Raw genomic sequence first — 22957 nt, forward strand, 5'->3', positions numbered from 1 at the left:
GGCGGGCCCCGCCACGAAGTGCGCGGGCCCACACCGCGCGGGTAATCCCTAGATTGTGGTTCCCTGTCCCTTTCCTACCATGAAGGGAATCACGGGCCACCTGCACGCCCGCTCCTGCCGCGCGGCCACTGGCCCGGCATGCTCCAGATTTCCCGACTTTTCCGATGTTCGCGTCAGTGGCGAGTTGTCTCGGCCCCCATGGCCGGCGCTCGCGGGTAATCCCACACATAGCAAATGGAGGCGGTCATGGCATCCAGGACAAGGAAAGCAGGCGCAGCAAAACCTGAAGCGGAAACCAAGCCAGGCGTTTCCCGGCGCGGCTTCCTTGGGGGGGCCGCCGGTGCGGCCGCGGGCGCCGCGGCAATGGGCTTCCCGGCCATCGTCAAGGCGCAAGGCCCGGTCACGATGCGCTGGCAGAGCACCTGGCCCACCAAGGACATCTTCCACGAGTTCGCCGGCGACTTCGTCACCAAGGTGAACAATATGTCGGGCGGCGACCTGAAGATCGAGCTGCTGCCCGCGGGCGCGGTGGTCAAGGCCTTCGACCTGATCGACGCGGTCAGCAAGGGCACGCTGGACGGCGGCCATGGCGTGATCGCGTACTGGTATGGCAAGAACTCGGCGCTGGCGCTGTGGGGCTCGGGCCCGGCCTGGGGCATGGACCCGAACATGCTGCTGGCCTGGCACAAGTACGGCGGCGGCAAGGAGTTGCAGCAGGAGATCTACCGCAGCCTCAACCTGGACGTGGTGTCGTTCCTGTATGGCCCGATGCCGACCCAGCCGCTGGGCTGGTTCAAGAAGCCCATCACCAAGCCGGAAGACTTCAAGGGGCTGAAGTTCCGCACGGTGGGGCTGTCGATCGACATCTTCACCGGCCTGGGCGCCGCGGTGAACGCGCTGCCGGGCGCGGAGATCGTGCCGGCGATGGACCGCGGGCTGCTCGATGCGGCCGAGTTCAACAACGCCAGCTCCGACCGCGCGCTGGGCTTCCAGGACGTGTCCAAGGTCTGCATGCTGCGCAGCTTCCACCAGCCCTCGGAGCAGTTCGAGATCCTGTTCAACCGCAAGCGCTATGACGCGCTGCCGGCCAAGCTCAAGGCGCTGATCGCCAACGCGGTGGAAGCGGCGTCCGCGGATATGTCGATCAAGGCGATCGACCGCTATTCCAAGGACTACCAGGCGCTGCAGAAGCAAGGCGTGAAGTTCTACGCGACCCCCAACTCGGTGCTGCAGGCGCAGTTGAAGGTGTGGGATGAGATCGTGGCGCGCAAGGAAAAGGAAAACCCGATGTTCAAGAAGGTCAATGATTCGATGAAGGCCTTCGCCGAGCGCGCCACGCGCTGGCAGAACGACACTAACGTCGATTTCCGGCTGGCAACGAGCCACTACTTCTCCAAACGCACCTGAGCCGCGCCACTCCGGGGGCCATACCGTGCAACGCCTGCTGCTTGGCATCGACCGCATCAGCACCTTCGTCGGCCAGGCCGGCGCGTGGCTGATCATCGGGCTCACGCTGATGATCAGCTACGAGGTGTTCTCGCGCTATGCGCTGGGCACGCCGCACGCCTGGGTGTTCGATGCCAGCAATATGCTGTACGGCACGATGTTCATGCTGGCCGGCGCGTATACCCTGGCCAAGCGCGGCCACGTGCGCGGCGACATCCTTTATGGCTTCCTGCCGCCGCGGATGCAGGCGTCAATCGACCTGGTGCTCTACCTGGCCTTCTTCTTCCCCGGTGTGATCGCGCTGGCCTGGGCGGGCATCGATTTCTTCGAGGTCTCGCTGGCACAGGACGAACACTCTTCCATCGCCGCCGACGGTCCGCCGATCTATCCGTTCAAGGCAGTGATTCCCGTGGCCGGCGCGCTGCTTTTGCTGCAGGGCGTGGCCGAGACCATCCGCTGCATCCTGTGCCTGGCGAACGGCAGCTGGCCGCCGCGCGAAGGCGATGTCGAGGAAGTCGATGTCGAGCAGCTCAAGGAGATGGTGCAAGGCACCCCTACCGCTGAGCTGGCCGAGTCACCGCCGCCGCGCGACGACCAGCCTGGAGCCGGCCGATGAGGAAAGAACTGTGGTTCGGCATTTCCCTGATGGTGCTGATCGTCGGCGCCGTGGCCTGGTTCATGCCCGCGCCGGCGGAATGGACCAACGGACACCTCGGCCTGTTGATGCTGGCGCTGATCGTGGTGGCGATCATGCTGGGCTTCCCCACCGCGTTCACGCTGATGGGCATGGGCGTGCTGTTCTCCTGGCTGGCCTACCGCCACGCCGACCCCACGATCGCGGTGCAGCAGACGCTGGACCTGATGGTGCAGCGGGCCTATGCCGTCATGACCAACGACGTGCTGATCTCGATCCCGCTGTTCGTGTTCATGGGCTACCTGGTCGAGCGCTCCAACCTGATCGAAAAGCTCTTCCGCAGCCTGCACCTTGCGCTGGCGTGGATTCCCGGCTCGCTCGCGGTGGCCACGCTGGTGACCTGCGCGATCTTCGCGACCGCCACCGGCATCGTCGGCGCCGTGGTCACGCTGATGGGCCTGCTGGCCTTCCCCGCCATGCTGCGCGCGGGCTACAGCACGTCGCTGTCGGCCGGCGCGGTCACCGCGGGCGGTTGCCTGGGCATCCTGATCCCGCCGTCGGTGCTGCTGATCGTCTACGGCGCCACCGCGGGCGTGTCGGTGGTGCAGCTCTATGCGGGCGCGTTCTTCCCGGGCCTGATGCTGACCGGGCTCTATATCGTCTACATCCTGATCCTGGCCAAGCTCAAGCCTGCGCTGGCGCCGCCGCTGCCGGAAGCAGAGCGGGTGGTGCCGCTGCCGCCGGTGGCGCGCACGCTGGAAGCCGGCGGCGCCACCCATGCCTTGCCTGCGCTCGGTGCTGGCCTGATGCGCGCCCTCAAGGGCCCGCGCAATGCCGACCTGCCGACGGCAGTGTTCGCGCGCCAGCTTGGCATCGTGCTGCTGCCGGCGATCGCCGTGGTATTGGTGATGGGAACGATATACAGCGTGGTCACCGCGCCCGCCGCCAGCGTCGCGGTGGAGGCACCGCTGTCGATGGGAGGCGCCGAGGAAAGCAGCGCATCACTCGACGACCTGCAGGCGCCGCCAGTGGAAGAATCCGCTGCGCCCGCAGCGCCGGCCGCTCCCGCCGCTACCACCCCTGCACCGACGACCGCAGCGCAAGCCGGGGCGCAGCCAGCGCCAGTGCCGGCGGCTGCAGTATCCGCACCCCGCTGGTTCTGGATCACGCTGGCGGCCGTGGCGGCGGTGCTGGTGTACTTCTACTGGCGCTTCAGCTTCGCGCGGCTGGAAATCTTCAAGATGCTGCTGTCGTCGTTCTTCCCGCTGGCGCTGCTGATCCTGGCGGTGCTGGGCTCGATCGTGTTCGGGCTGGCCACGCCGACCGAAGCCGCGGCGGTGGGCTCGCTCGGCGGCGCGCTGCTGGCCGCAGCGTACCGGCAGCTGAACTTCCGCGTGGTCAAGGAATCGGTGCTGCTGACGGCCAAGACCAGCGCCATGGTGTGCTGGCTGTTCGTGGGCTCGTCGATCTTCTCTGCCGCGTTCGCGCTGCTGGGCGGACAGGCGCTGGTCGAGCAGTGGGTGCTGTCGCTGAACCTGTCGCCGGTGCAGTTCATGATCCTGGCGCAGCTGATCATCTTCCTGCTCGGCTGGCCGCTGGAATGGACCGAGATCATCATCATCTTCATGCCGATCTTTATCCCGCTGCTGGATAACTTCGGCATCGACCCGCTGTTCTTCGGGCTGCTGGTGGCGCTGAACCTGCAGACCGCCTTCCTGTCGCCGCCGGTGGCAATGGCCGCGTTCTACCTGAAGGGCGTGGCGCCGCCGCATGTCACGCTGAACCAGATCTTCCTGGGCATGCTGCCGTTCATGGGCATCCAGCTGATTGCGCTGGTGCTGCTCTACGTCTTCCCCGGCATCGGCCTCTGGCTGCCCACGGTGCTGTACCGCTGAACGCTGCGGCACCCGTTTGCACCCGTTTCCTATACTGGTTGGCAATGCCAACCGATACCGCCCTCGCCAGCCTTCCCGTCGACACCGCATTCCGCACCGACATTCCGGGGCGGCTGGACCGCCTGCCATGGTCGCGCTGGCACTGGCGCGTGGCGATTGCGCTGGGCGTCGCCTGGGTCCTCGATGGCCTCGAAGTCACGCTGGTGGGCTCGGTCGGCGCCGTGCTGGAGCGCCCCGATACGCTGGGCCTGACCGCGACGCAGGTCGGCTGGTCAGGCTCGCTCTATATCGCCGGCGCGGTGCTGGGGGCGCTGGTGTTCGGGCGCATGGCCGACCGGCTCGGGCGCAAGCGGCTGTTCCTGGCCACGCTCGCGGTCTACATGGTGGCGACGCTGGCCACCGCGTTCTCTCCCGGCTTTGCCTTCTTTGCGGCCTGCCGCTTTTTTACCGGCCTTGGCATCGGCGGCGAATACGCGGCCATCAATTCCGCCATCGACGAACTGATCCCGGCGCGCGTGCGCGGGCGCGTCAATCTGGCCATCAACGGCAGCTTCTGGCTGGGCGCGGCACTCGGCGCCGGGTTGAGCCTGGTGCTGCTCGATGCGCGCGTGTTCGGCCCGGTCTGGGGCTGGCGCGTCTGCTTCGCGCTGGGCGCGGTACTGGCCGTGGCCATCGTGCTGGTGCGCAAGCATGTGCCGGAGAGCCCGCGCTGGCTTGCCACCCATGGCCGGCTGGAAGAGGCCGAGCGCGTGATCGCCGCGATCGAGGCCGAGGTGCGCGCCCGCCATGGCCCGCTGCCGCCGGTGGCACCGGATTGCGTCGCGGTGGCGATGCGCCGGCGCGCCGCGCCGGGCGTGGGCGAAGTCATGCGCCTGCTGTTGCGGCGCTTCCGCCGCCGCAGCATGATCACGCTGGCGCTGATGGTGGCGCAGGCCTTCTTCTACAACGCAATCTTCTTCACTTATGCGCTGGTGCTGACACGCTTCTATGCCGTGCCGGAAGCGCGCGTGGCGCTGTATATCTTTCCCTTTGCGTTGGGCAACGCGCTGGGGCCGCTGCTGCTTGGCCCGTTGTTCGACCACATCGGGCGCCGGCGCATGATTGCCGCCACCTACGTGCTGTCCGGCATCGGGCTGGCACTGACCGGCTGGGCCTTCGTTGAAGGCTGGCTCGATGCGCGCGGCCAGGCGCTGTGCTGGTCGGCGGTGTTCTTCCTGGCCTCGGCCGCGGCCAGCTCCGCCTACCTGACCGCCAGCGAAGTTTTCCCGCTGGAAATGCGCGCGCTGGCGATCTCGGTGTTCTACGCCGTGGGCACCGGCACCGGCGGCTTTATCGCGCCGGTGCTGCTGGGCGCGCTGATTGAAAGCGGCAGCCGCGAAGCCGTGGCGGCAGGCTACGGCTTCGGCGCGCTGCTGGTGATCGTCGCCGGGCTGCTGGCATTGCGCTTCGGCATCGACGCCGAACGGCGGCCGCTGGAGCACATCGCGCCGCCACTCGCAGCCGACGATTAGCCCGCGTCACCGCAGCGCGCGCCAACTGCCATCGCTGCCGGACTCAACTCCGTACCAGCGTCAAAACCCCGTCAATGTGTGCTGTATTCGTCGTTCATTGCATGTCATGTTACTGCCGTGTTAAGCAGTGCTACAGCCTCCCCTTACACATTTTTACAGCAAGGGACGGGGCAACTGACTAGCCTTTAACTCACACACGGCGGCCTGAGTGCATGAATCTTTGCGTCAGCGGGCTGCCACTTCTTGGCCATTGACTGGCCATTGTTCAACTCTGCCCGGATGAAGCCGGGCAAATCCAGGGGCCGCTTGTCGGCCCGAATGCAAGGCGCGCCGATACGGCCTGGCCACATCGAGCGTGCTGCAGACAACAAGCTGAATTGGGGACATGCAAGCCGGGCACCGCGCGACAGCCCTTGCGCGACGCTACCCGCTTGCGTGGAATTTTCGCTCATCCGGCATGCACCCTGTGCATGCCGGCGGGGACGCTTTTTGACTTTGCTTGCCGGAGAACAACACCATGGCCGACCAGCGCAATAATCCGCCACCCAGACAACACCCGCTGACACCGGCTCCGCTGCGCCAGCCCCACGGCGACGGCCTGGTGCAACGCCCGCAGCCCGTTACCGTGCCGCTCTGGCACATCGTGCCGCGCATGGCGGGCTACGGCGTGGTGCTGTTCATCATCTGGGCCGTACTGACAATCATGTTTCCAAATGTGTTTACGCGCTCGTCGGAGCGGGCCGTGGTGAACAGTCCGGTCAGCCTGGTGACTTCTCCCGTGGAAGGCATCGTGACGAAGCAGATGGTGGCCGCGGGCCAGTCGTTCTCGGCCAACCAGGCGCTGATGATCGTGCAGAACCCGAACATCGACCGTTCGCTGCTGGTCGACCTGACCGGCAAGAAGCTCGACAACCAGCAGCGCCATGACTCCGCCCGCGCGCGGCTGGAAAGCAACCGCCGGCTGATGGCCGCCACCGAGCAGGACCTGCAGCGCTACAACAGCGCTGCGCAACGCGAGCACGGTGCGCGCGTGCGCGCCCTGGAGGCGCGCCTGGCATCGGCCCGGGCACAGGAAGACCAGCAGCAGGAAGTGGTCAACCGCAACCAGAACATGCAGTGGGCCGGGGCGGTCAGCGAGGCCTACACCAATGCCTCGCGCTACCAGCTGTCGATGCTTTCCAATGCCAAGGCAGCGGCCAAGGCCGAGCTCGATAACGCAGTCAGCGTGAGCGAGGCCGCGCGCAACAAGGTCTATGCCTCATCCACCGACGGCCCCAGCGCCACGCTGGCCCAGCGGCGCCAGGTACTGGGCGCGGAATCGGCACAGCTGACGGCAGAGCTGGAACAACTGGAGGCCTATGGCAAGTCGGTGGACGAGATGATCGCCACGGAACAGGAACGCCTCGACCGGCTTTCGAACCTGGAGATCCGCTCGGCCGAACCCGGCACCATCGAAGACCTGATCGCGCAGCCCGGCATGCGCGTGGCCGCCGGCGCCACCCTGGCGCGCGCCAGCAACTGCGCGCAGACGCGCGTGGTTGCGGTGTTCCCGCGCAGCCTCAGCGACAACCTGCTGCCCGGTGCACGGCTGAACGTGAATGTCGACGGCGTGCCCACGGCGTTGCCGGCATCGGTGGCAGAGGTACTGCCGCGCGCGCCGGACGGCGACCAGGCGCGTTACTTCGTGCCCTTCCCGCCGATCGAGAAGAACGAGATCTATGTGATCGCCAAGCTCGACCGCCCGCTGGGCAACGTGCCCGGCAAGGCTGGCGGGGCGTCAGGGGCAGCAGCACGGGCAGCGGCAGGGCCAACCCAGTCCGGCCATTGCGGCATGGGCCGCTGGGCGCGCGTGACGCTGAACCAGAGCTGGCTGGGCCAGCTGCGGGCATCGCTGATATAACCGCCGACGCAGGCAAAGGAGACCCGGATGCGACTGCCGATCCCGACTGCACGCCTGCCCCGCCTGGTTGCCGGCGCGCTGCTTCCCGCCGTGCTCGCGCTGGCGCCAGGCGCGGCGCGCGCTGCCGAGCCTGCCCAGCAGACCCTGCTGGCCGACGGCTGCAAGACCCTGGCCGAGCGCGTCAGCCGTGAAAGCGGCAACGGCCCCTTGTTTCTCGCCAGCTATGAGCCGGCGCCGGGCGGCGGGCCGCTGGCCCCGGCGCTGCGCAATGCCGCCTTCGTCTACGACAACGCGCTGGCCGGCATCGCGCTGGTGGCCTGCAAGCGTCCCGCCGAAGCGCGCCGCATTGCCGACGCCGTGCTGCAGGCAACCCGCCAGGACCGCCACTTCCGCGATGCGCGCCTGCGCAACGCCTATCGCGCCGGCCCGCTGCCGGCCGGCGCGGTGCCCCTGCCAGGCTGGTGGGACGAGCCCAGCAAGCGCTGGTTTGAAGATGCCTACCAGGCCGGCACTGCCACCGGTAACGTGGCCTGGGCCGCGCTGCTGCTGCTGGCCGTGCATGAGGCCACCCGCGATGCGCGCTACCTGGATGGCGCCGCCGCGCTGATGGGCTGGGTGCATGCCACCGTGCCCGACACGGGCGCGCCCGCCGGCTATATCGGCGGCTTCTTCGGCCATGAGCCGAAGCAGACCCGCCAGGGCTGGAAATCAACCGAGCACAACGTCGATACCTATGCCGCCTTCAGCTGGCTCGCCAGCCAGCGCAACGATCCGCGCTGGCGCGACGGCGCGGCGCGCTCGCGCGGCTTTGTCGGCGCCATGTGGCAGGCGCGCGAGGGCCGCTTCATCATCGGCACACGCGACGATGGGCGCGCGCCAAACGCCGGCCCGTCCGCGCTGGATGCGGTGCTGTGGCCGCTGATCGCGATCCCGGACCCGCCGCAGGACTGGCGCCGCAACCTGGCGTGGGTGGAGGCCAAGCACCGCGCCGGCGCGGGCTACGGCTTCAAGGGCGGCCCCGACGGCATCTGGACCGAAGGCACCGGGCAGGCCGCGCTGGTGCTGCAGGCCGCCGGGCAGGCGCAACAGGCGCAGCCACTGTGGCAGCTGCTGCTGTCGCAGCGGGCGCCGTCCGGGATGCTCTACGCCACGCCCGAGGCGCGCATCAGCACCGGGCTGTCGATCGGGCCCACCTCGACCACGGAGGACTTCCACTACTTCCACCTGCCCCACCTGGGCGCCACTGCATGGGCCGTGCTGGCCGCGGCGCGCTGGAACCCCTTCCGTCCGGGCGGATGCCTGGAACCGTCCTGCCCGCCGCCGGCCATTGCGGCCGCGGCACCTGCAACCGCCCCTATCAACACCGCCGCCAAGGAGTGACGATGTTCGCCCTGTTTCTGGAAAACCAGACGCTGCTGGTCATCAACGGCGGCGTGCTGCTGGCGATGGTGCTGCTCTCGATGCTGTGCCGGCAAGACCGGCCGGCGGACCGCGTGCTGTTCGGCGGCGTCACCGCCTTGCTGCTGGCGGTATACCTGACCTGGCGCGTCCGCGAAACGCTGCCCGACTGGCAGATGAACTTCGCCAGCGTGTGGGCCCATGTGTTCTTTGCCTTCGAATGCATGACGCTGGCCTATACGCTGCTGTCGATCGTGGTGCTGGCGCGCACCAGCAACCACACCCCCGACGCCGACGCGGGCGAGGCCGCCTTGCGCCGCGCGAAGCAGGTGCCGCCGGTGGACATCTTCATCGCCACCTACAACGAAGGCCTGGACATTTTGGAGAAGACCATTGTCTCGGCGCTGGCGATCGACTATCCCGACTTCCGCGTCTGGGTGCTGGACGACACCCGCCGCGACTGGCTGCGCGAGTTCTGCGAACGGGTCGGCGCGCACTACGTGACGCGCCCGGACAACGCCCACGCCAAGGCCGGCAATCTCAACAACGGCCTGCGCCACAGCGCCGCGGCCGGCGGCGCGCCCTACATCCTGGTGCTGGACGCCGACTTCGCGCCGCATCGCAATATCCTGCTGCGCACCGTGGGGCTGTTCAGCGATGCGCGCGTGGGCGTGGTGCAGACACCCCAGTTCTATTACAACGCGGATCCGATCCAGTACAACCTGCGCGCCACCGAATGCTGGGTCGATGAGCAACGCGCCTTCTTCGACGTGATGCAGCCGGCCAAGGACGCCTGGGGCGCGGCGTTCTGCATCGGCACCTCGTTCGTGGTGCGGCGCGACCTGATCGACCTGATCGGCGGCTTCCCCACCGGCACGGTGACCGAGGACATCCACCTGACCTACCGGCTGCTGCCGCACGGCTATATCACGCGCTGGCTCAATGAGCGCCTGAGCGTGGGCCTGTCAGCCGAAGGCCTGCCCGAGTACATCAGCCAGCGCAGCCGCTGGGGGCTGGGCACAATCCAGGTGGCGCTGACCGCGGACGGGCCGCTGCGCGGGCGCGGCTACACCGGGATGCAGCGGCTGCACTACGTGCACGGCCTGTTGCACTGGCTGTCGCGGCCATTCACGCTGATGCTGCTGGCAGGGCCGCTGCTGTACTGGTACCTCGGCGTCTCCACCCTGTATGGCGAGCCGCTGCAGTTTCTCGCCTACGGCCTGCCGGCGCTGGTGGCGTACTGGGCGTACAGCATCTGGATCACCGGCCAGCGCGCGCTGCCGATCTTCACCGAAGTCACGCAGATCGTGGCGGCGCTGGCCGTCACCGCATCGCTGGTGAGCGCGATGTTCAAGCCGTTCGGACGGCCTTTCAAGGTGACCAACAAGGGGCTGGACCGCTCCAAACTGGTGATCCACGGCAAGTTCGCTGCACTGTACGCGGGGCTGCTGGGCTTCTCCGCGCTGGGACTGGGCCGCGCCCTGGTGGTGGACCCCGATGCGCAAGGGCTCGCCTTCAACACCATCTGGACCGGGGTGGCGCTGATGCTGTACCTGGCCTCGCTGCTGGTCTGCGTGGAACTGCCGCGCCCGCGCAAGGAAGAGCGCTTCCCGCACCGCGCGGCAGCGCTGCTGCGCGTGGATGGCAAGGAATACCGCGTGACCACCAGGGATCTTTCCTGCAACGGCGTTGCCGTCACCACGCCGCTGGCGCCGGCCATTCCAGCCGGCACCGAGGGCGCGCTGTGGCTGGCGCAGGCCGGCTGGATCCCGTGCCGCGTGGTGCGCCGCGACGGCCAGTTGCTGGGCATCGCCCTGAACGCCGGCATGGCGGCGCGCCACGCGCTGATCCGGCTGCTGTTCACCGATCCCGCACACAACATTGCCCGGCAGGGGCAGCCCAAGCTGGCGCTGTCGCGCTTTGTGCGGCGCGCGCTGCTGGGCTGAACCATGCCAGATAACAATCCCCACTCTCCGGAACCATCCATGCGAAGCCTGCCACGCCCCCGTACCCTGCCCCCGCCGCGCCTGCTGCTGCCCGGCGCACTCGTGCTGGCCCTTGCTGCCTGCACGCTCGAACCGCAGTACCAGCGCCCCGACGCGCCGGTCCCGTCGGCGTGGCCGGAGGGCGCTGCCTACCGCACCCCGCAGGCCGGTGCGGCGCAGCCGGGCCAGCCGGCTCAACCCGCCGGCCCTTCGGCCGCGGACCTGGGATGGCGCGATGTTTTCGTCGACCCGCAACTGCGCCAGCTGATCGAACTGGCGCTGGCCAACAACCGCGACCTGCGCATGGCCACGCTTGCCATCGACGAAGCGCGCGCGCTGTACCAGATCGAGCGCGCGGCGCAGTTCCCCACGGTGGAAGGCAATGCCGGCATGGTCTCGCAGCGGTTGCCGCAACGGCTGCGCGCGGCGGGCCAGTCGCCGCAGATCACCACCTACAACGCGGGCATCGGCTTTACGGCGTTCGAGCTTGATTTCTTCGGCCGGGTGCGCAGCCTCAAGCATGCCGCGCTCGAGGAATACATGGCCACCGAGGAAGCGCGCCGCAGCGCGCAGATCAGCCTGGTGTCCGAGGTGGCCAACGCCTACCTGACGCTGCTGGCCGACCGCGCGCTGCTGAAGCTGTCGCAGGACACGCTGAAGACGCAGCAGGACGCGGCGGAGATGGTGCGGCGCGGGCGGCAGGTTGGCGCGATGGCGCAGCTGGACCAGCATCGCGCGCAAACCCAGGTGCAGACCTCGCAGGTCGGCGTTGAGCAATACACGCGGCAGGTGGCGCAGGATGAGAACGCGCTGTCCTTGCTGATCGGCGGCCCGTTGCCGAAATCCGTGACCGATGCCGGCGCGGCAACGGCCAACGCCAACGCCGCCGCGCGAGATCCGCTGGACGCGCGCACCCTGGTGAGCGAGTTCCCCGAAGGGCTGCCGTCCAGCGTGCTGGTGCGCCGCCCCGACATCCTCAACGCCGAACACCGCCTCAAGGCGGCCAACGCCAATATCGGCGCGGCACGCGCGGCGTTCTTCCCGCGCATCTCGCTGACCGGCGCACTGGGCGTGGCCAGCAGCAGCCTGGCGGGGCTGTTCTCCGGCGGCATGGCATGGGTGTTCGCGCCGCAGCTGACCGTGCCGATCTTCGACGCCGGCCGCAACCGGGCCGGGCTGGATGCGGCCAACGTGCGCAAGGACATCAACATCGCCAACTACGAGAAGACCATCCAGACCGCGTTCCGCGAAGTGGCCGACAGCATGGCGGCACGCGCCACCTACGAGCGCCAGGTGCAGGCGCAGGAAGCGCTGGTGCGCGAAGGCAGCGAGACCCGGCGGCTGTCGGAAATGCGTTTCAAGAACGGCGTGGACGACTACTTCGGCGTGTTCGACGCGCAGCGCCAGCTCTACACCGCGCAGCAGGCGCTGATCACGTACAAGCTGGCCGGCCTGACCAGCCGCGTATCGCTGTACAAGTCGCTCGGCGGCGGCTGGCGCGAGGTGACCGAGGCCGCCCCGGCGGCCAATGGCGGCGCACGCCAGGCACCCGCCGCGCGGCCGCAAGCCGCGGCACAGCCCCAGGCGGTGGCACGGCCTCAAGCCGTGGCGCAGCCGCAGGCCGTGGCGCAACCTCCAGCCGCGGCGCAACCTCAGGCCGTGGCACGGCCCCAAGCCGCCGCACAGCCTCAAGCCGTGGCACCGGCTCAGGCAGCAGCCCAGCCCCAGGCCGCAGCGCAACCTCAGGCTCCGGCGCAATCCCCGGCGGCGGCACAGCCGGCACCCGTCGCGGCCACGCCGCGCTGAGCCGGGACGTGCGGGACCCAGGCGCTGGTCAGAAGTACTTCAGCCAGCGCCAGTCCCGCCGCCTTGCTTTCAGCGCCGCGAACCAGCGCACCGCCGGCCACAGCGCCAGGGCGAGCACGGCCGCGCCCAGCCACAGCTGCCAGACGTGGTCGAGGCCGAACACCTTGCCCTGGTTCAGGCCCCAGCGGTGCACGCAAGCCTGGTACAGCCCCTGCAGCACGTAGAGGTGCAGCAGGTAGAAGAACATCGGCACGGCGCCGAACACAGCCAGGCGCCGCGCGATCCAGCTGCCCTGCGCTCGCTCCAGCCACACCAGCAGCAACCAGCCCACGCCCAGTGTCAGCAGCAGGAACAGCAGCGACGGCGGGTATTTGGTGACGTTGAGGAAGCTCATCGCGGTATGCAAGGCGTCGCTGCCCGCCAGCCATTTCTGCTCTTGCCCGTAGCCGTTCAGCGCGCGCAGCACCGCAAAGCCTGCCAGCGCCGCCAGCCCGCATCCAGCCAGCCGCCGCTGCCGTACCGCGGCAGGCACCGTGACGGCAAACCACGGCCCCGCCGCATAGCCCAGCGCGATCACGCCGATCCACGGCAGCACCGGGTATGAGGTACGCACCCTGAAACCATCAGCCACCTCGATCCAGGTGCGGTCGTGCAGGATGGCCCAGGGCACGTGCCAGGCGCTGTCCACCGGGAAATGCAGCGGGCTCAGCAGGTTGTGGCCGGCAACCAGCGCAATGCCCGCGGCAATCAGCACCGCCCGCGGCAGCCACACCAGTGCCGCCAGCGCCATCATGCTCAGGCCGATGGCCCAGATCACCTGCAGGTAGATCACCTGCGGCGGCAAGGTCCCGGTCCAGGCAAAGCCGACCAGCGTCACCTCCAGCAGCACCAGGAACACGCCGCGCCTGAGCAGGAAGCCGCTGACGGCGCGCCGGTCGTTCCCGGCGGCACCGTAGAGCCACACCGATATGCCGGCCAGCCAGATGAAAACCGGTGCGCACAGATGCGCGGCGAGCCGGCTGAAGAAAAGTGCCGGAGAGGTCGTGGCGACATCCATGGGATCGGCCACCTGGACGTGCAGGAAGAACATGTCCCGTACGTGGTCCAGCAGCATGATCAGGATCACCAGTCCGCGCAGAGCGTCGATGGACAGCAGCCGGCCGCCGGCCGGCCGCGCGACCGCGGCAGAAGGGAAGACTGTCGGAGAAGACAGGGGCGCGGCAGTGCGCGCCTTGGCTGGCAGCATCGTCAATAGCTCAGTTGCACGCCCAGCCGCACACTGCGGCCCGCGCCCGGCGCAATCCACAGGCTGCTGTACGAACTGGCGTAATAGGTCTTGTCGAACAGGTTGCCCACGTTGAGCGACACGCGCACGTTGCGGCTGTATTGCCAGTAGCCATGCAGGTCCACCAGCACATAGGCCGGCAGCGAGAAGCTGTCCTGCACATCGCCCGGACGCCGCCCCACATAACGCAGGCCGGCACCAACGCCATAGCGCTGGCCCACCGGCGCGGCATCCTCGTATACCGCCAGCACGCTGCCGCCGGTGCGCGGCACGTTGGACAGCGGCGTGCCGGCGGCCAGGCGCGTGTCCTGCGTGATCTCGGCATCGGTCAGCGCAAAACTGCCCGATACGCGCCAGTGGGTGCCAAGCTGCCCGGCCACATCCAGCTCCAGGCCGCGGCTGCGCGCTTCGCCGGCGGCGATATAGAAGGAGGGATCGGACGGGTCGGTGGCCAGCACATTGCGCTTGCGGATCTCAAAGATGGCCAGCGTGGCGCCGCTGCGGCGGTCCTCGCTGTCGAACTTGATGCCGGCCTCCACCGCGCGGCCGCGCTCGGGGTCGAACGGCAGCCCCGCGGCGTCGGCGCCGGCATTGGGACGGAATGACTGGCTGGCATTGGCAAACAGCGACACGTTCTGGCTGGCCAGGTAGCTCACGCCCACGCGCGGCGACACTGCGTTCTGGTGCTGCGTGGCGCGCGTGCCGCGCAGGTGGTTGTCCAGCGACTGGTCGAAGGCGTCGAAGCGCACGCCGGCCAGCACGCGCCAGCGCTCGCCCAGGCTCAGCTGGTCCTGCGCGTAGGCGCCGAGATTGCGCTGGCGCTCGTACGTGTCCATGTTCCACGGCATCGGCGGCGCCGGCTGGCCATAGGCCGGGTCGTAGATGTCGATCGCGTACGGCGCCGCGGCGCTGGGGTTCTTGCGCAGGATCGCCATGGTATTGCCGAAGCGGTAGGCATCCACCCCCATCAGCAGTTCATGCCCGACCGGGCCGGTGCTGAACTTGCCGGTCACGCTGGCCTGCAGCGAGACATCGTCCGACTGGAAGTCACGGTAGCGGCGCTGGCGCCAGAGCGTGCGGCCGTCGGCGGCCAGTGAAGTCGCCTCGCTGCTATGTCCCGTCAGTGCGCCGCCGCGGTAGGACAGGCCGAGCCTGCCCTTCCAGTTCTGACTGAACTGGTGCTCCACGCTGAGCTGGTGCGACTGGCTGTCCAGCCGCATGTCGCCGTCGCCGGGCTCGCCCAGGAAGCGCGAGCGCGGGATGCGGCCCAGCTGGCCGTTGACGGCCACCACGCCGCGGTCCATCGGCGTGGTGTAGCGCTGGAATTCGGCCGCGTACTGCAGCACGGTGTCGTTGCCCAGGGTCCAGGTGAACGACGGCGCCACCAGGTAGCGCTGGCTGTTGATGTAGTCGCGCGTGCTGCCCTGGTGGTCGGCCACGGCGATCAGCCGGCCGGCCACGTTCTCGCCAAGCTGGCCGGTGACATCGGCCGTGGCACGATAGCCGTCGCGCGTGCCAAGCTCGAAGCCATAGCGCTGCGCAGGCCGGAACTGCGGCTGGCGCGTGACCACGTTGAAGGTGCCGCCCGGCTCGCTGGTGCCGTACAGCGATGACGTCGGGCCCTTGAGCACTTCCACGCGTTCGATCGTGGCCGCATCCATCGGCGCGGTATAGCCGCGGTTGGCGGCAAAGCCGTTGACCAGGTAGCCCGCGCCGGTGTTCTCATGGCCGGTGAAGCCGCGCATGGCGAAGTTGTCCCACAGGCCGCCGAAGTTGTTCTGGCGCGCAATGCCGCTGACATAGTCGAAGGTCTGGTCGAAACGGGTCGCGGCGATATCGTCCAGCATGGCGCGCGGCACCACGCGCACCGACTGTGGAATTTCGCGCAGCGGCGTGTCGGTGCGGGTCGCGCCGGAGGCGTCGGGCGGGTTGTATGATGCGGAGGCCGTGCCGACCACCGACACCGCCGGCAGCGTAATATCGGAGGCCTCGGCGGTATCCGCCGCCTCGGCCAGGCCGGACATCGCCAGCATCAGGGCAGCAACCGGCCGCAATGAACGCGCCTGGACCGGGCGCAGGTCTGGCACAACAGGCAGGAACGAAAACGGCGCGCGGCGCCGGGCACGGCTGAGCTGCGCAAGCAGCATAAGGAACACCCCAATAAAAACGAGTCGCGGCGGCGGCCATCCGACTGGCAAACCGCAGCGACTCACTAATGATAATAATTTCTCATTAAGATTCTAGTCATGGAACGCATGACCCGTCAACGCGGCGCCGTCATCGACGCGCTGCGCGAAGCCGGCCGGCCCCTGAGCCCGGCCGAGATCCTGGCCGCGGCCCAGCACCAGGTGCCCTCACTGGGACTGGCTACGGTCTACCGCAACATCCGTGCCCTGGTGGAAGGCGAGCAGGTGCATGCCGTCGAACTGCCGGGCCAGCCGGACCGCTATGAATTGTCGGAAGTGCCGGGTGCCGCGACCCACCGGCACTATTTCCAGTGCCTGTCGTGCGACCGCGTCTTCCCGCTGGAAGGGTGCCCCGGGCATCTGGAAGAGATCACGCCACCGGGTTTCGAAGTGGAGCACCACGAGCTGACGCTACTGGGGCGTTGCCCGGACTGCGCCAGCAAACCCGGCAAGCGGCGCAAGGCGGCAGCTCGGGATCACTGAGCAGCGGCGTGCCCGGGGCACGGCCAACTGTACTGAGCCACTGGCCCGCACCTGTATATGGCGCCCGCGCCGGGCTTGCCGCATGATGCGGCAGCATTGCACAGGCCACGCCATAAAACAGGATCCCCAAATTGCCGCAAACCGCCGCCCACCGTCGCTCGACCCTGCTCGCCGTGCTGGCCCTGACCGGCTCGATGGCCTCGCTGTGCATCGGCACCTCTTTTGCCAAGAGCCTGTTCTCGGCGCTCGGGGCACAGGGCACCACGGCGCTGCGGGTGAGCTTCTCCGCGCTGATCCTGCTGTGCGTCTGGCGCCCGTGGCGCATCCCGCTGACGCGAACCAACGCGCGCGCGATCGCGTTGTACGGCGCGGCGCTGGGCGCGACCAACCTGCTGTTCTACATGTCGCTGCGCACCATCCCGCTGGGGCTGGCGATCGCGATCGAGTTCACCGGGCCGCTGGCGGTCGCGGTGCTGTCGTCGCGGCGCGCGATTGATTTCCTGTGGATCGCCTTTGCCGTGGCCGGGCTGCTGCTGTTGCTGCCGGTCGGCGATGCCGCCGGCACGCTCGATCCGGTGGGCATCGGCTATGCGCTGGCCGCGGGCGTGGGCTGGGCGCTGTATATCGTGTTCGGGCAGATGGCGGGCAACGCCCACGGCGGGCAGGCCACCGCGCTGGGGCTGACCATGGCGGCGCTGGTGGTGCTGCCGTTCGGGCTCGCGCATGCGGGCACCGCGATGTTCAGCCCGACGCTGCTGCTGTTCGGGCTGGCGGTGGGCATCCTGTCGAGCGCGATCCCCTATTCGCTGGAAATGGTGGCGCTCAAGCGCCTGCACCGGCGCACCTTCGGCATCCTGCTGAGCATGGAGCCGGCGATGGGCGCGCTGGCCGGGCTGGCGTTCCTGCATGAACAGCTGAGCGCGCTGCAATGGCTGGCGATCGCCAGCATCATCACGGCCTCGGCAGGTTGCACCATGACCTCGCGCGGCAAGCGCGACGCCAGTTAATCAGCGCGCGCCGAACCAGTCCGCCGGCAGCCGCTGCGGGCTGCGCGCCGGCTGGCCAAGCGCCAGCGTGACTTCATGCAGGTGGCTGTCCTGCGGATTGCGGCGGCTGGCAAAGCCGAGGCCGCGCAGGATGGCCAGCATGCGGCGGTTCTCGCTGAGCACGTCGCCGCGCAGGGTGCGCAGGCCGGCCGCGCGCGCCAGTTCGCACAGCCTGGCGATCAGGCGCCGCCCCAGTCCCTGCCCTTGCCAGCCGTCGGCAACCACCACGGCAAATTCCCCGACGTGCCCGGACACCACGTATTCCGCGCTGGCGACAATGGCTGAGACACCAACTTCGTCGGGCGCCTCCACCACCAGCGCCACCCCGCCAGGTCCGGGCGCGGCCAGGCCGTCGACAATCGCGTCCACCACGCGCCCGCCGCTCAGGAAGCGGAAGTAGCGGCTCTCACGCGAGAGCCCATCCACCAGCGCGCGCAGCGCCCTGCCATCCTGAGGCCGCGTATGGCGCAGCGTGACCTGCACGCCCCGTCCCACCGTCCAGCTTTCCGCCTTGCCCGTGCGGGCCTCGCTCTGATCATCCATCCCGGCACCATCTGGATTCAAAATTCGTAGTCAGAGTATAGGAGATAACCTGACTTTTGCAAATGAAGTCAGCATGCTATGCTTGCCGGCATCATGACCCTCAATGCGTCCGACCTCCGCCACTGCTCGATTGCCGCGACGCTGTCGCTGATCGGCGAAAAGTGGACGATCCTGATCCTGCGCGATGTCTTCCATGGCGTGACGCGCTTCGACGACTTCCTGCGCCGGCTGGAATGCTCGCCCGCGGTGCTGTCCGCGCGCCTCAAGACGCTGACCGACGCCGGCCTGCTGCGCAAGGTCGGCTACCGCGAGCCCGGCGAGCGCGAACGCTTCGAATACCGCCCCACCCGCGCGGCCGTCGAGTTGCTGCCGGTGCTGGTCGGCCTGATGCAGTGGGGCGACAGCCACATGGCCCCGTCCGGCGAAGGCCCGGTGCAGATCCGCTCGCGCGCCAGCGGCAAGCTGGTGCGCGCGGCATTGGTCGACGAGGACGGCGTGGAAGTGTCGCCGCGCGATATGCGGATCATTCCCGTCAACGCCCAGTCCCCGGCTTCGGACCAGTAGCGCCGACCGCGGTATTGCATCGCACCAGCGCAGCCCACCGCACTGCACCATGAGTGTGCCGCCAGCCCGGCGGCCGCCCCACCACAGCGCATCCCGGCATCACTCCGCCGCACCCAGCGCAACAAACCCCCACTCACCGTCACATGCCGGCCTGGCACACCCCTTGCGTAACAGGGTACGGGCCCGTCAACGGCGACCGGCCCACCCCACATACGCAGCCCCTATCCCATGTAGTGGCTGTCAGGACAACGGCGTCCCCTGAACTGGCCTGAGCGGCCTGGTCTGCGGGACGCCATTTGTTTTTTGGAGCCAAGGACGATGACCGCCAAAGCCACCCGCATCGAGCTGCTGAGCTTTAGGACCCCGCAGATGCGCGCCTTCCACCTGACCTGGATGGCGTTCTTCGTCTGCTTCTTTGCGTGGTTTGCCTGCGCTCCGCTGATGCCTGTGCTCAAGGGCGAGTTCGGCCTGACCCCGGGCCAGATCGCCAACATCAATATCGCGGCGGTGGCGGTGACCATCCTGGTGCGCCTGGTGATTGGCCCGATGTGCGACCGCTTCGGCCCGCGCAAGACCTACACCGGCCTGCTGGCGCTGGGCGCGCTGCCGGTGCTGGGCGTGGCGCTGGCACAGAACTACGAGACCTTCCTGACCTTCCGCCTGCTGATCGGCGCAGTCGGCGCCAGCTTTGTGATCACGCAGTACCACACCTCGGTGATGTTCGCGCCCAACGTGGTCGGCACCGCCAACGCGGCCGCGGCCGGCTGGGGCAATGCCGGCGGCGGCGCCGCACAGGCCATCATGCCGCTGCTGCTGGCTGCCGTGCTGATGCTCGGCGCCGACCACGCGTTCGGCTGGCGCTTCGCCCTGCTGGTGCCGGGCGTGCTGATGCTGATCATGGCCGTCATTTACTGGCGCTTCACCCAGGACTGCCCGGAAGGCAACTACTCGGACCTGCGCGCCCGCGGCATCGCCATCACCGGCAAGGACGGTGGCAAGGGCGGCGGCTGGGCCAGCTTCCGCGCCGCCAGCGCCAACTACCGCGTGTGGCTGCTGTTCATCACCTACGGCGCCTGCTTCGGCGTTGAGATCTTCATCCACAACATCGCCGCCTCGTATTACGTGGACCGCTTCGGCCTGAGCCTGAAGGCTGCCGGCATGGCCGCCGCGAGCTTCGGCCTGCTGGCGCTGTTTGCCCGCGCCCTGGGTGGCTGGCTGTCGGACAAGGCGGCGCGCCGCCGCGGCCTGGACGCACGCGCCACGCTGCTGTTCGTGCTGATCCTGGGCGAAGGCCTGGGCCTGCTGTGGTTCGCGCAGGCCGGCAGTGTGACGCTGGCCGTGGTCGCGATGCTGCTGTTCGGCCTGTTCACCCACATGGCCTGCGGCGCGACCTACGCGCTGGTGCCCTTTATCGACCGCAAGGCGCTGGGCGGCGTGGCCGGCATCATCGGCGCGGGCGGCAACGTTGGCGCCGTCGCCGCGGGCTTCCTGCTCAAGGGCCTGGGCGACCTGCAGCACACGCTGACAGTGCTGGGCGTGCTCGCCACCATCTCCGCACTTTGCGCCATCGCCATCCGCTTCACCGCCGAGCACAAGGCCCAGGAGCAGGCGCTGTACGACAGCGCAATGGCCAGCTGATTTTGAAGCATCGCCCCCACAGCACAACAAGCAGCAAAGACTGACTACCGGACAAGGAAAGCATCATGAAACTGATCATCGTCGGCCACGGCATGGTGGGTCACAAGTTCCTGGAGTGCCTGGCGGAAGCCGGCGCGCAGAACGTGGAAGTGACCGTGCTGTGCGAAGAACCACGTCCCGCCTACGATCGCGTGCACCTGTCCGAATTCTTCGCCGGCAAGTCAGCCGAGGACCTGTCGCTGGTGCCCGCCGGCTTCTTCGAGCAGCACAACAACATGCTGCTGCGCCTGAATGCGCGTGCGGTGGAGATCGACCGCGCCGCGCGCACGGTGAAGGTGTCGACCGGCGAGACCCTGTCCTATGACAAGCTGATCCTCGCCACCGGTTCCTACCCCTTCGTGCCGCCGGTGCCGGGCAAGGACCGCAAGGACTGCTTTGTCTATCGCACCATCGAAGACCTGGAAGCGATGCGCGAATGCGGTGCGCGCTCGAAGACCGGCGTAGTGGTCGGCGGTGGCCTGCTTGGCCTGGAGTGCGCCAAGGCGCTGCGCGACATGGACCTGCAAACGCACGTGGTCGAGTTTGCGCCGCGCCTGATGGCGGTGCAGGTCGACGAAGGCGGCGGCCGCATGCTGCGCCAGAAGATCCATGGCCTGGGCGTGACCGCGCACACCGGCAAGAACACGGTGGAGATCATCGACGGCGAAGACGGCACCCACCGCATGGTGTTTGCCGACGGCACCCACCTCGACACCGACATGATCGTGTTCTCGGCCGGTATCCGCCCGCGCGACGAACTGGCGCGCACCAGCGGCCTGGCGGTGGGCGAGCGCGGCGGCATCGTGGTGGACAACCAGTGCCTCACCTCGGATCCCGACATCTACGCCATCGGCGAATGCGCGCTGTGGCAAGGCAAGATCTACGGCCTGGTGGCGCCGGGCTATGACATGGCCCGCGTCGCCGCGCGCCACCTGCAGGGCGAAGCCGCCGAGTTTGCCGGCGCCGACATGAGCACCAAGCTCAAGCTGATGGGCGTGGACGTGGCCAGCATCGGCGACCCGCACGGCACCGTGCCGGGCGCGCGCTTCTACCAGTTCTGCGACGACCGCAAGGAGGTCTACAAGAAGCTGGTGGTGTCCGACTGCGGCAAGTACCTGCTGGGCGGCGTGCTGATCGGCGACGCCAGCGAGTACGGCACGCTGCTGCAGATGATGCTGAACAAGATCGAGCTGCCCGAGTCGCCCGAGTTCCTGATACTGCCCGACAGCAGCGGCAAGGCCAAGCCCGCGCTGGGCGCCGATGCCCTGCCCGACACCGCCCAGATCTGCTCGTGCAACAACGTCTCCAAGAGCGAGATCTGCGCGGCCGTGTGCGACGGCGCCACCAGCATCGGCGCGCTCAAGACCTGCACCAAGGCCGGCACCGCCTGCGGCGGCTGCGTGCCGCTGCTCACGCAGATCATGAAGGCCGAGATGAAGAAGCAGGGCATGGCCGTCAACAACCACCTCTGCGAGCACTTCCCGTACTCGCGCCAGGAGCTGTATCACCTGGTTCGCGTGGGCAAGTTCAAGACCTTCGATGCGCTGCTGGAAGCGCACGGCAAGGGCATGGGCTGCGACATCTGCAAGCCCACGGTGGGCAGCATCCTGGCCTCGTGCTGGAACGAGTTCGTGCTCAAGGAAGAGCACGCCAGCCTGCAGGATTCCAACGACTACTACCTGGCCAACATCCAGAAGGACGGCACCTATTCGGTGGTGCCGCGCATGCCGGGCGGCGAAGTCACGCCCGAGGGCCTGATCGCGGTCGGCCAGGTGGCCAAGAAGTATGGTCTCTACACCAAGATCACCGGCGGCCAGCGCGTGGACCTGTTTGGTGCGCGCGCCGAGGAACTGCCCTTCATCTGGGAAGAACTGATCGCCGCCGGCTTTGAGTCCGGCCATGCCTACGGCAAGGCGCTGCGCACGGTGAAGTCGTGCGTGGGCTCCACCTGGTGCCGCTATGGCGTGGGCGATTCGGTGGGCCTGGCGATCGAGCTGGAGAACCGCTACAAGGGCCTGCGCGCGCCGCACAAGATCAAGTTCGGCGTGTCCGGCTGCACCCGCGAATGCGCCGAGGCGCAGGGCAAGGACGTTGGCGTGATCGCCACCGACAAGGGCTGGAACCTGTACGTGTGCGGCAACGGCGGCATGAAGCCGCGCCACGCCGAGCTGCTGGCCAGCGACCTGGACCACGACACCCTGGTGCGCTACATCGACCGCTTCCTGATGTTCTACGTGCGCACCGCCGACCGCCTGCAGCGCACCAGCGTCTGGCGCGACAACCTCGAAGGCGGCCTGGACTACCTCAAGGCCGTGGTGCTGGACGACAAGCTGGGCCTCGCCGCCGAACTGGAAGCCGAGATGCAGCATGTGGTCGACACCTACGAAGACGAGTGGAAGAAGGCCGTGACCGACCCCGAGACGCGCAAGCGCTTCCGCCATTTCGTCAACAGCGACCGCCGCGACGACAACGTCGCCTTTGTCGAAGAGCGCGGGCAGATCCGCCCGGCCACGCCGGAGGAACGGAAATTGCGTCGTTCTCGCCTGAGCCAGATTCCCGTGGTTGCCATGCCCGCAAAAGCAGCCTGACCGTGCCGCA

16 protein-coding genes are annotated in these 22957 nt (G+C 68.2%); 13 read left to right on the top strand and 3 right to left on the bottom strand.

The genetic code is table 11. The features are described 5' to 3' along the window. Positions 1-363 precede the first annotated feature (363 nt). The 8 genes from C265_RS05765 to C265_RS05800 all read left to right on the top strand — a co-directional run bounded on the left by C265_RS05765 (position 364) and on the right by C265_RS05800 (position 12575). The gene (locus tag C265_RS05765; protein WP_010814223.1) at positions 364-1407 is read left to right on the top strand and encodes a TRAP transporter substrate-binding protein; all 1044 of its coding nucleotides are present in this window, start codon (positions 364-366) and stop codon (positions 1405-1407) included. Positions 1408-1432: 25 nt separating this feature from the next. Further along, positions 1433-2062, top strand: coding sequence for a TRAP transporter small permease subunit (locus C265_RS05770; RefSeq protein ID WP_010814224.1), 630 nt, complete (start codon positions 1433-1435; stop codon positions 2060-2062). Beyond that, a complete protein-coding gene (locus C265_RS05775; RefSeq protein ID WP_010814225.1) occupies positions 2059-3975 on the top strand; it encodes a TRAP transporter large permease subunit in 1917 nt (638 codons plus the stop codon). The genes C265_RS05770 and C265_RS05775 overlap by 4 nt, the downstream gene beginning before the upstream one ends. A gap of 44 nt (positions 3976-4019) precedes the next feature. Beyond that, positions 4020-5486: an MFS transporter gene (locus C265_RS05780; protein ID WP_010814226.1), complete on the top strand. Its 1467-nt coding sequence runs from the start codon at positions 4020-4022 to the stop codon at positions 5484-5486. 517 nt (positions 5487-6003) lie between these two features. Further along, on the top strand, positions 6004-7386 hold the full coding sequence (locus C265_RS05785; protein WP_010814227.1) for an HlyD family secretion protein: 1383 nt from the start codon (positions 6004-6006) through the stop codon (positions 7384-7386). A gap of 27 nt (positions 7387-7413) precedes the next feature. Further along, positions 7414-8766 carry a hypothetical protein gene (locus tag C265_RS05790; protein ID WP_010814228.1) on the top strand — a complete coding sequence of 451 codons (1353 nt, stop codon included), beginning with the start codon at positions 7414-7416 and terminating at the stop codon, positions 8764-8766. A 2-nt stretch (positions 8767-8768) separates the two neighbouring features. Beyond that, positions 8769-10730: a glycosyltransferase gene (locus C265_RS05795; RefSeq protein WP_010814229.1), complete on the top strand. Its 1962-nt coding sequence runs from the start codon at positions 8769-8771 to the stop codon at positions 10728-10730. Between the two features lie 39 nt (positions 10731-10769). Beyond that, a complete protein-coding gene (locus tag C265_RS05800) occupies positions 10770-12575 on the top strand; it encodes an efflux transporter outer membrane subunit (protein ID WP_010814230.1) in 1806 nt (601 codons plus the stop codon). 28 nt (positions 12576-12603) lie between these two features. Here C265_RS05800 and C265_RS05805 read toward each other — a convergent pair whose 3' ends face one another. Beyond that, the gene (locus C265_RS05805) at positions 12604-13821 is read right to left on the bottom strand and encodes a DUF1624 domain-containing protein (RefSeq protein ID WP_010814231.1); all 1218 of its coding nucleotides are present in this window, start codon (positions 13819-13821) and stop codon (positions 12604-12606) included. 2 nt (positions 13822-13823) lie between these two features. Then, positions 13824-16007 (bottom strand): TonB-dependent siderophore receptor, encoded by a 2184-nt coding sequence (locus C265_RS05810; protein ID WP_010814232.1) that lies wholly within the window; start codon positions 16005-16007, stop codon positions 13824-13826. A 99-nt stretch (positions 16008-16106) separates the two neighbouring features. On the opposite strand from C265_RS05810, the gene C265_RS05815 reads away from it, so the two are divergent. Then, positions 16107-16529: a Fur family transcriptional regulator gene (locus C265_RS05815; protein WP_010814233.1), complete on the top strand. Its 423-nt coding sequence runs from the start codon at positions 16107-16109 to the stop codon at positions 16527-16529. Between the two features lie 131 nt (positions 16530-16660). Continuing rightward, a complete protein-coding gene (locus tag C265_RS05820; protein WP_010814234.1) occupies positions 16661-17536 on the top strand; it encodes a DMT family transporter in 876 nt (291 codons plus the stop codon). On the opposite strand, the gene C265_RS05825 is transcribed toward C265_RS05820, so the two are convergent. Further along, positions 17537-18118: a GNAT family N-acetyltransferase gene (locus tag C265_RS05825; protein ID WP_010814235.1), complete on the bottom strand. Its 582-nt coding sequence runs from the start codon at positions 18116-18118 to the stop codon at positions 17537-17539. Positions 18119-18196: 78 nt separating this feature from the next. On the opposite strand from C265_RS05825, the gene C265_RS05830 reads away from it, so the two are divergent. The 3 genes from C265_RS05830 (at position 18197) to nirB (ending at position 22947) form a co-directional block, all read left to right on the top strand. Then, positions 18197-18682 carry a helix-turn-helix domain-containing protein gene (locus tag C265_RS05830; RefSeq protein ID WP_010814236.1) on the top strand — a complete coding sequence of 162 codons (486 nt, stop codon included), beginning with the start codon at positions 18197-18199 and terminating at the stop codon, positions 18680-18682. A gap of 318 nt (positions 18683-19000) precedes the next feature. After that, complete coding sequence (locus C265_RS05835; protein ID WP_010814237.1) at positions 19001-20320, top strand: MFS transporter; 1320 nt, start codon at positions 19001-19003, stop codon at positions 20318-20320. 65 nt (positions 20321-20385) lie between these two features. Then, positions 20386-22947, top strand: a complete 2562-nt coding sequence (gene nirB / locus C265_RS05840) for a nitrite reductase large subunit NirB (RefSeq protein ID WP_010814238.1) — start codon at positions 20386-20388, stop codon at positions 22945-22947. The last annotated feature ends 10 nt before the right edge of the window (positions 22948-22957 follow it).

The sequence above is a fragment of the Cupriavidus sp. GA3-3 genome, assembly GCF_000389805.1.
Lineage (GTDB): Bacteria > Pseudomonadota > Gammaproteobacteria > Burkholderiales > Burkholderiaceae > Cupriavidus > Cupriavidus necator_D.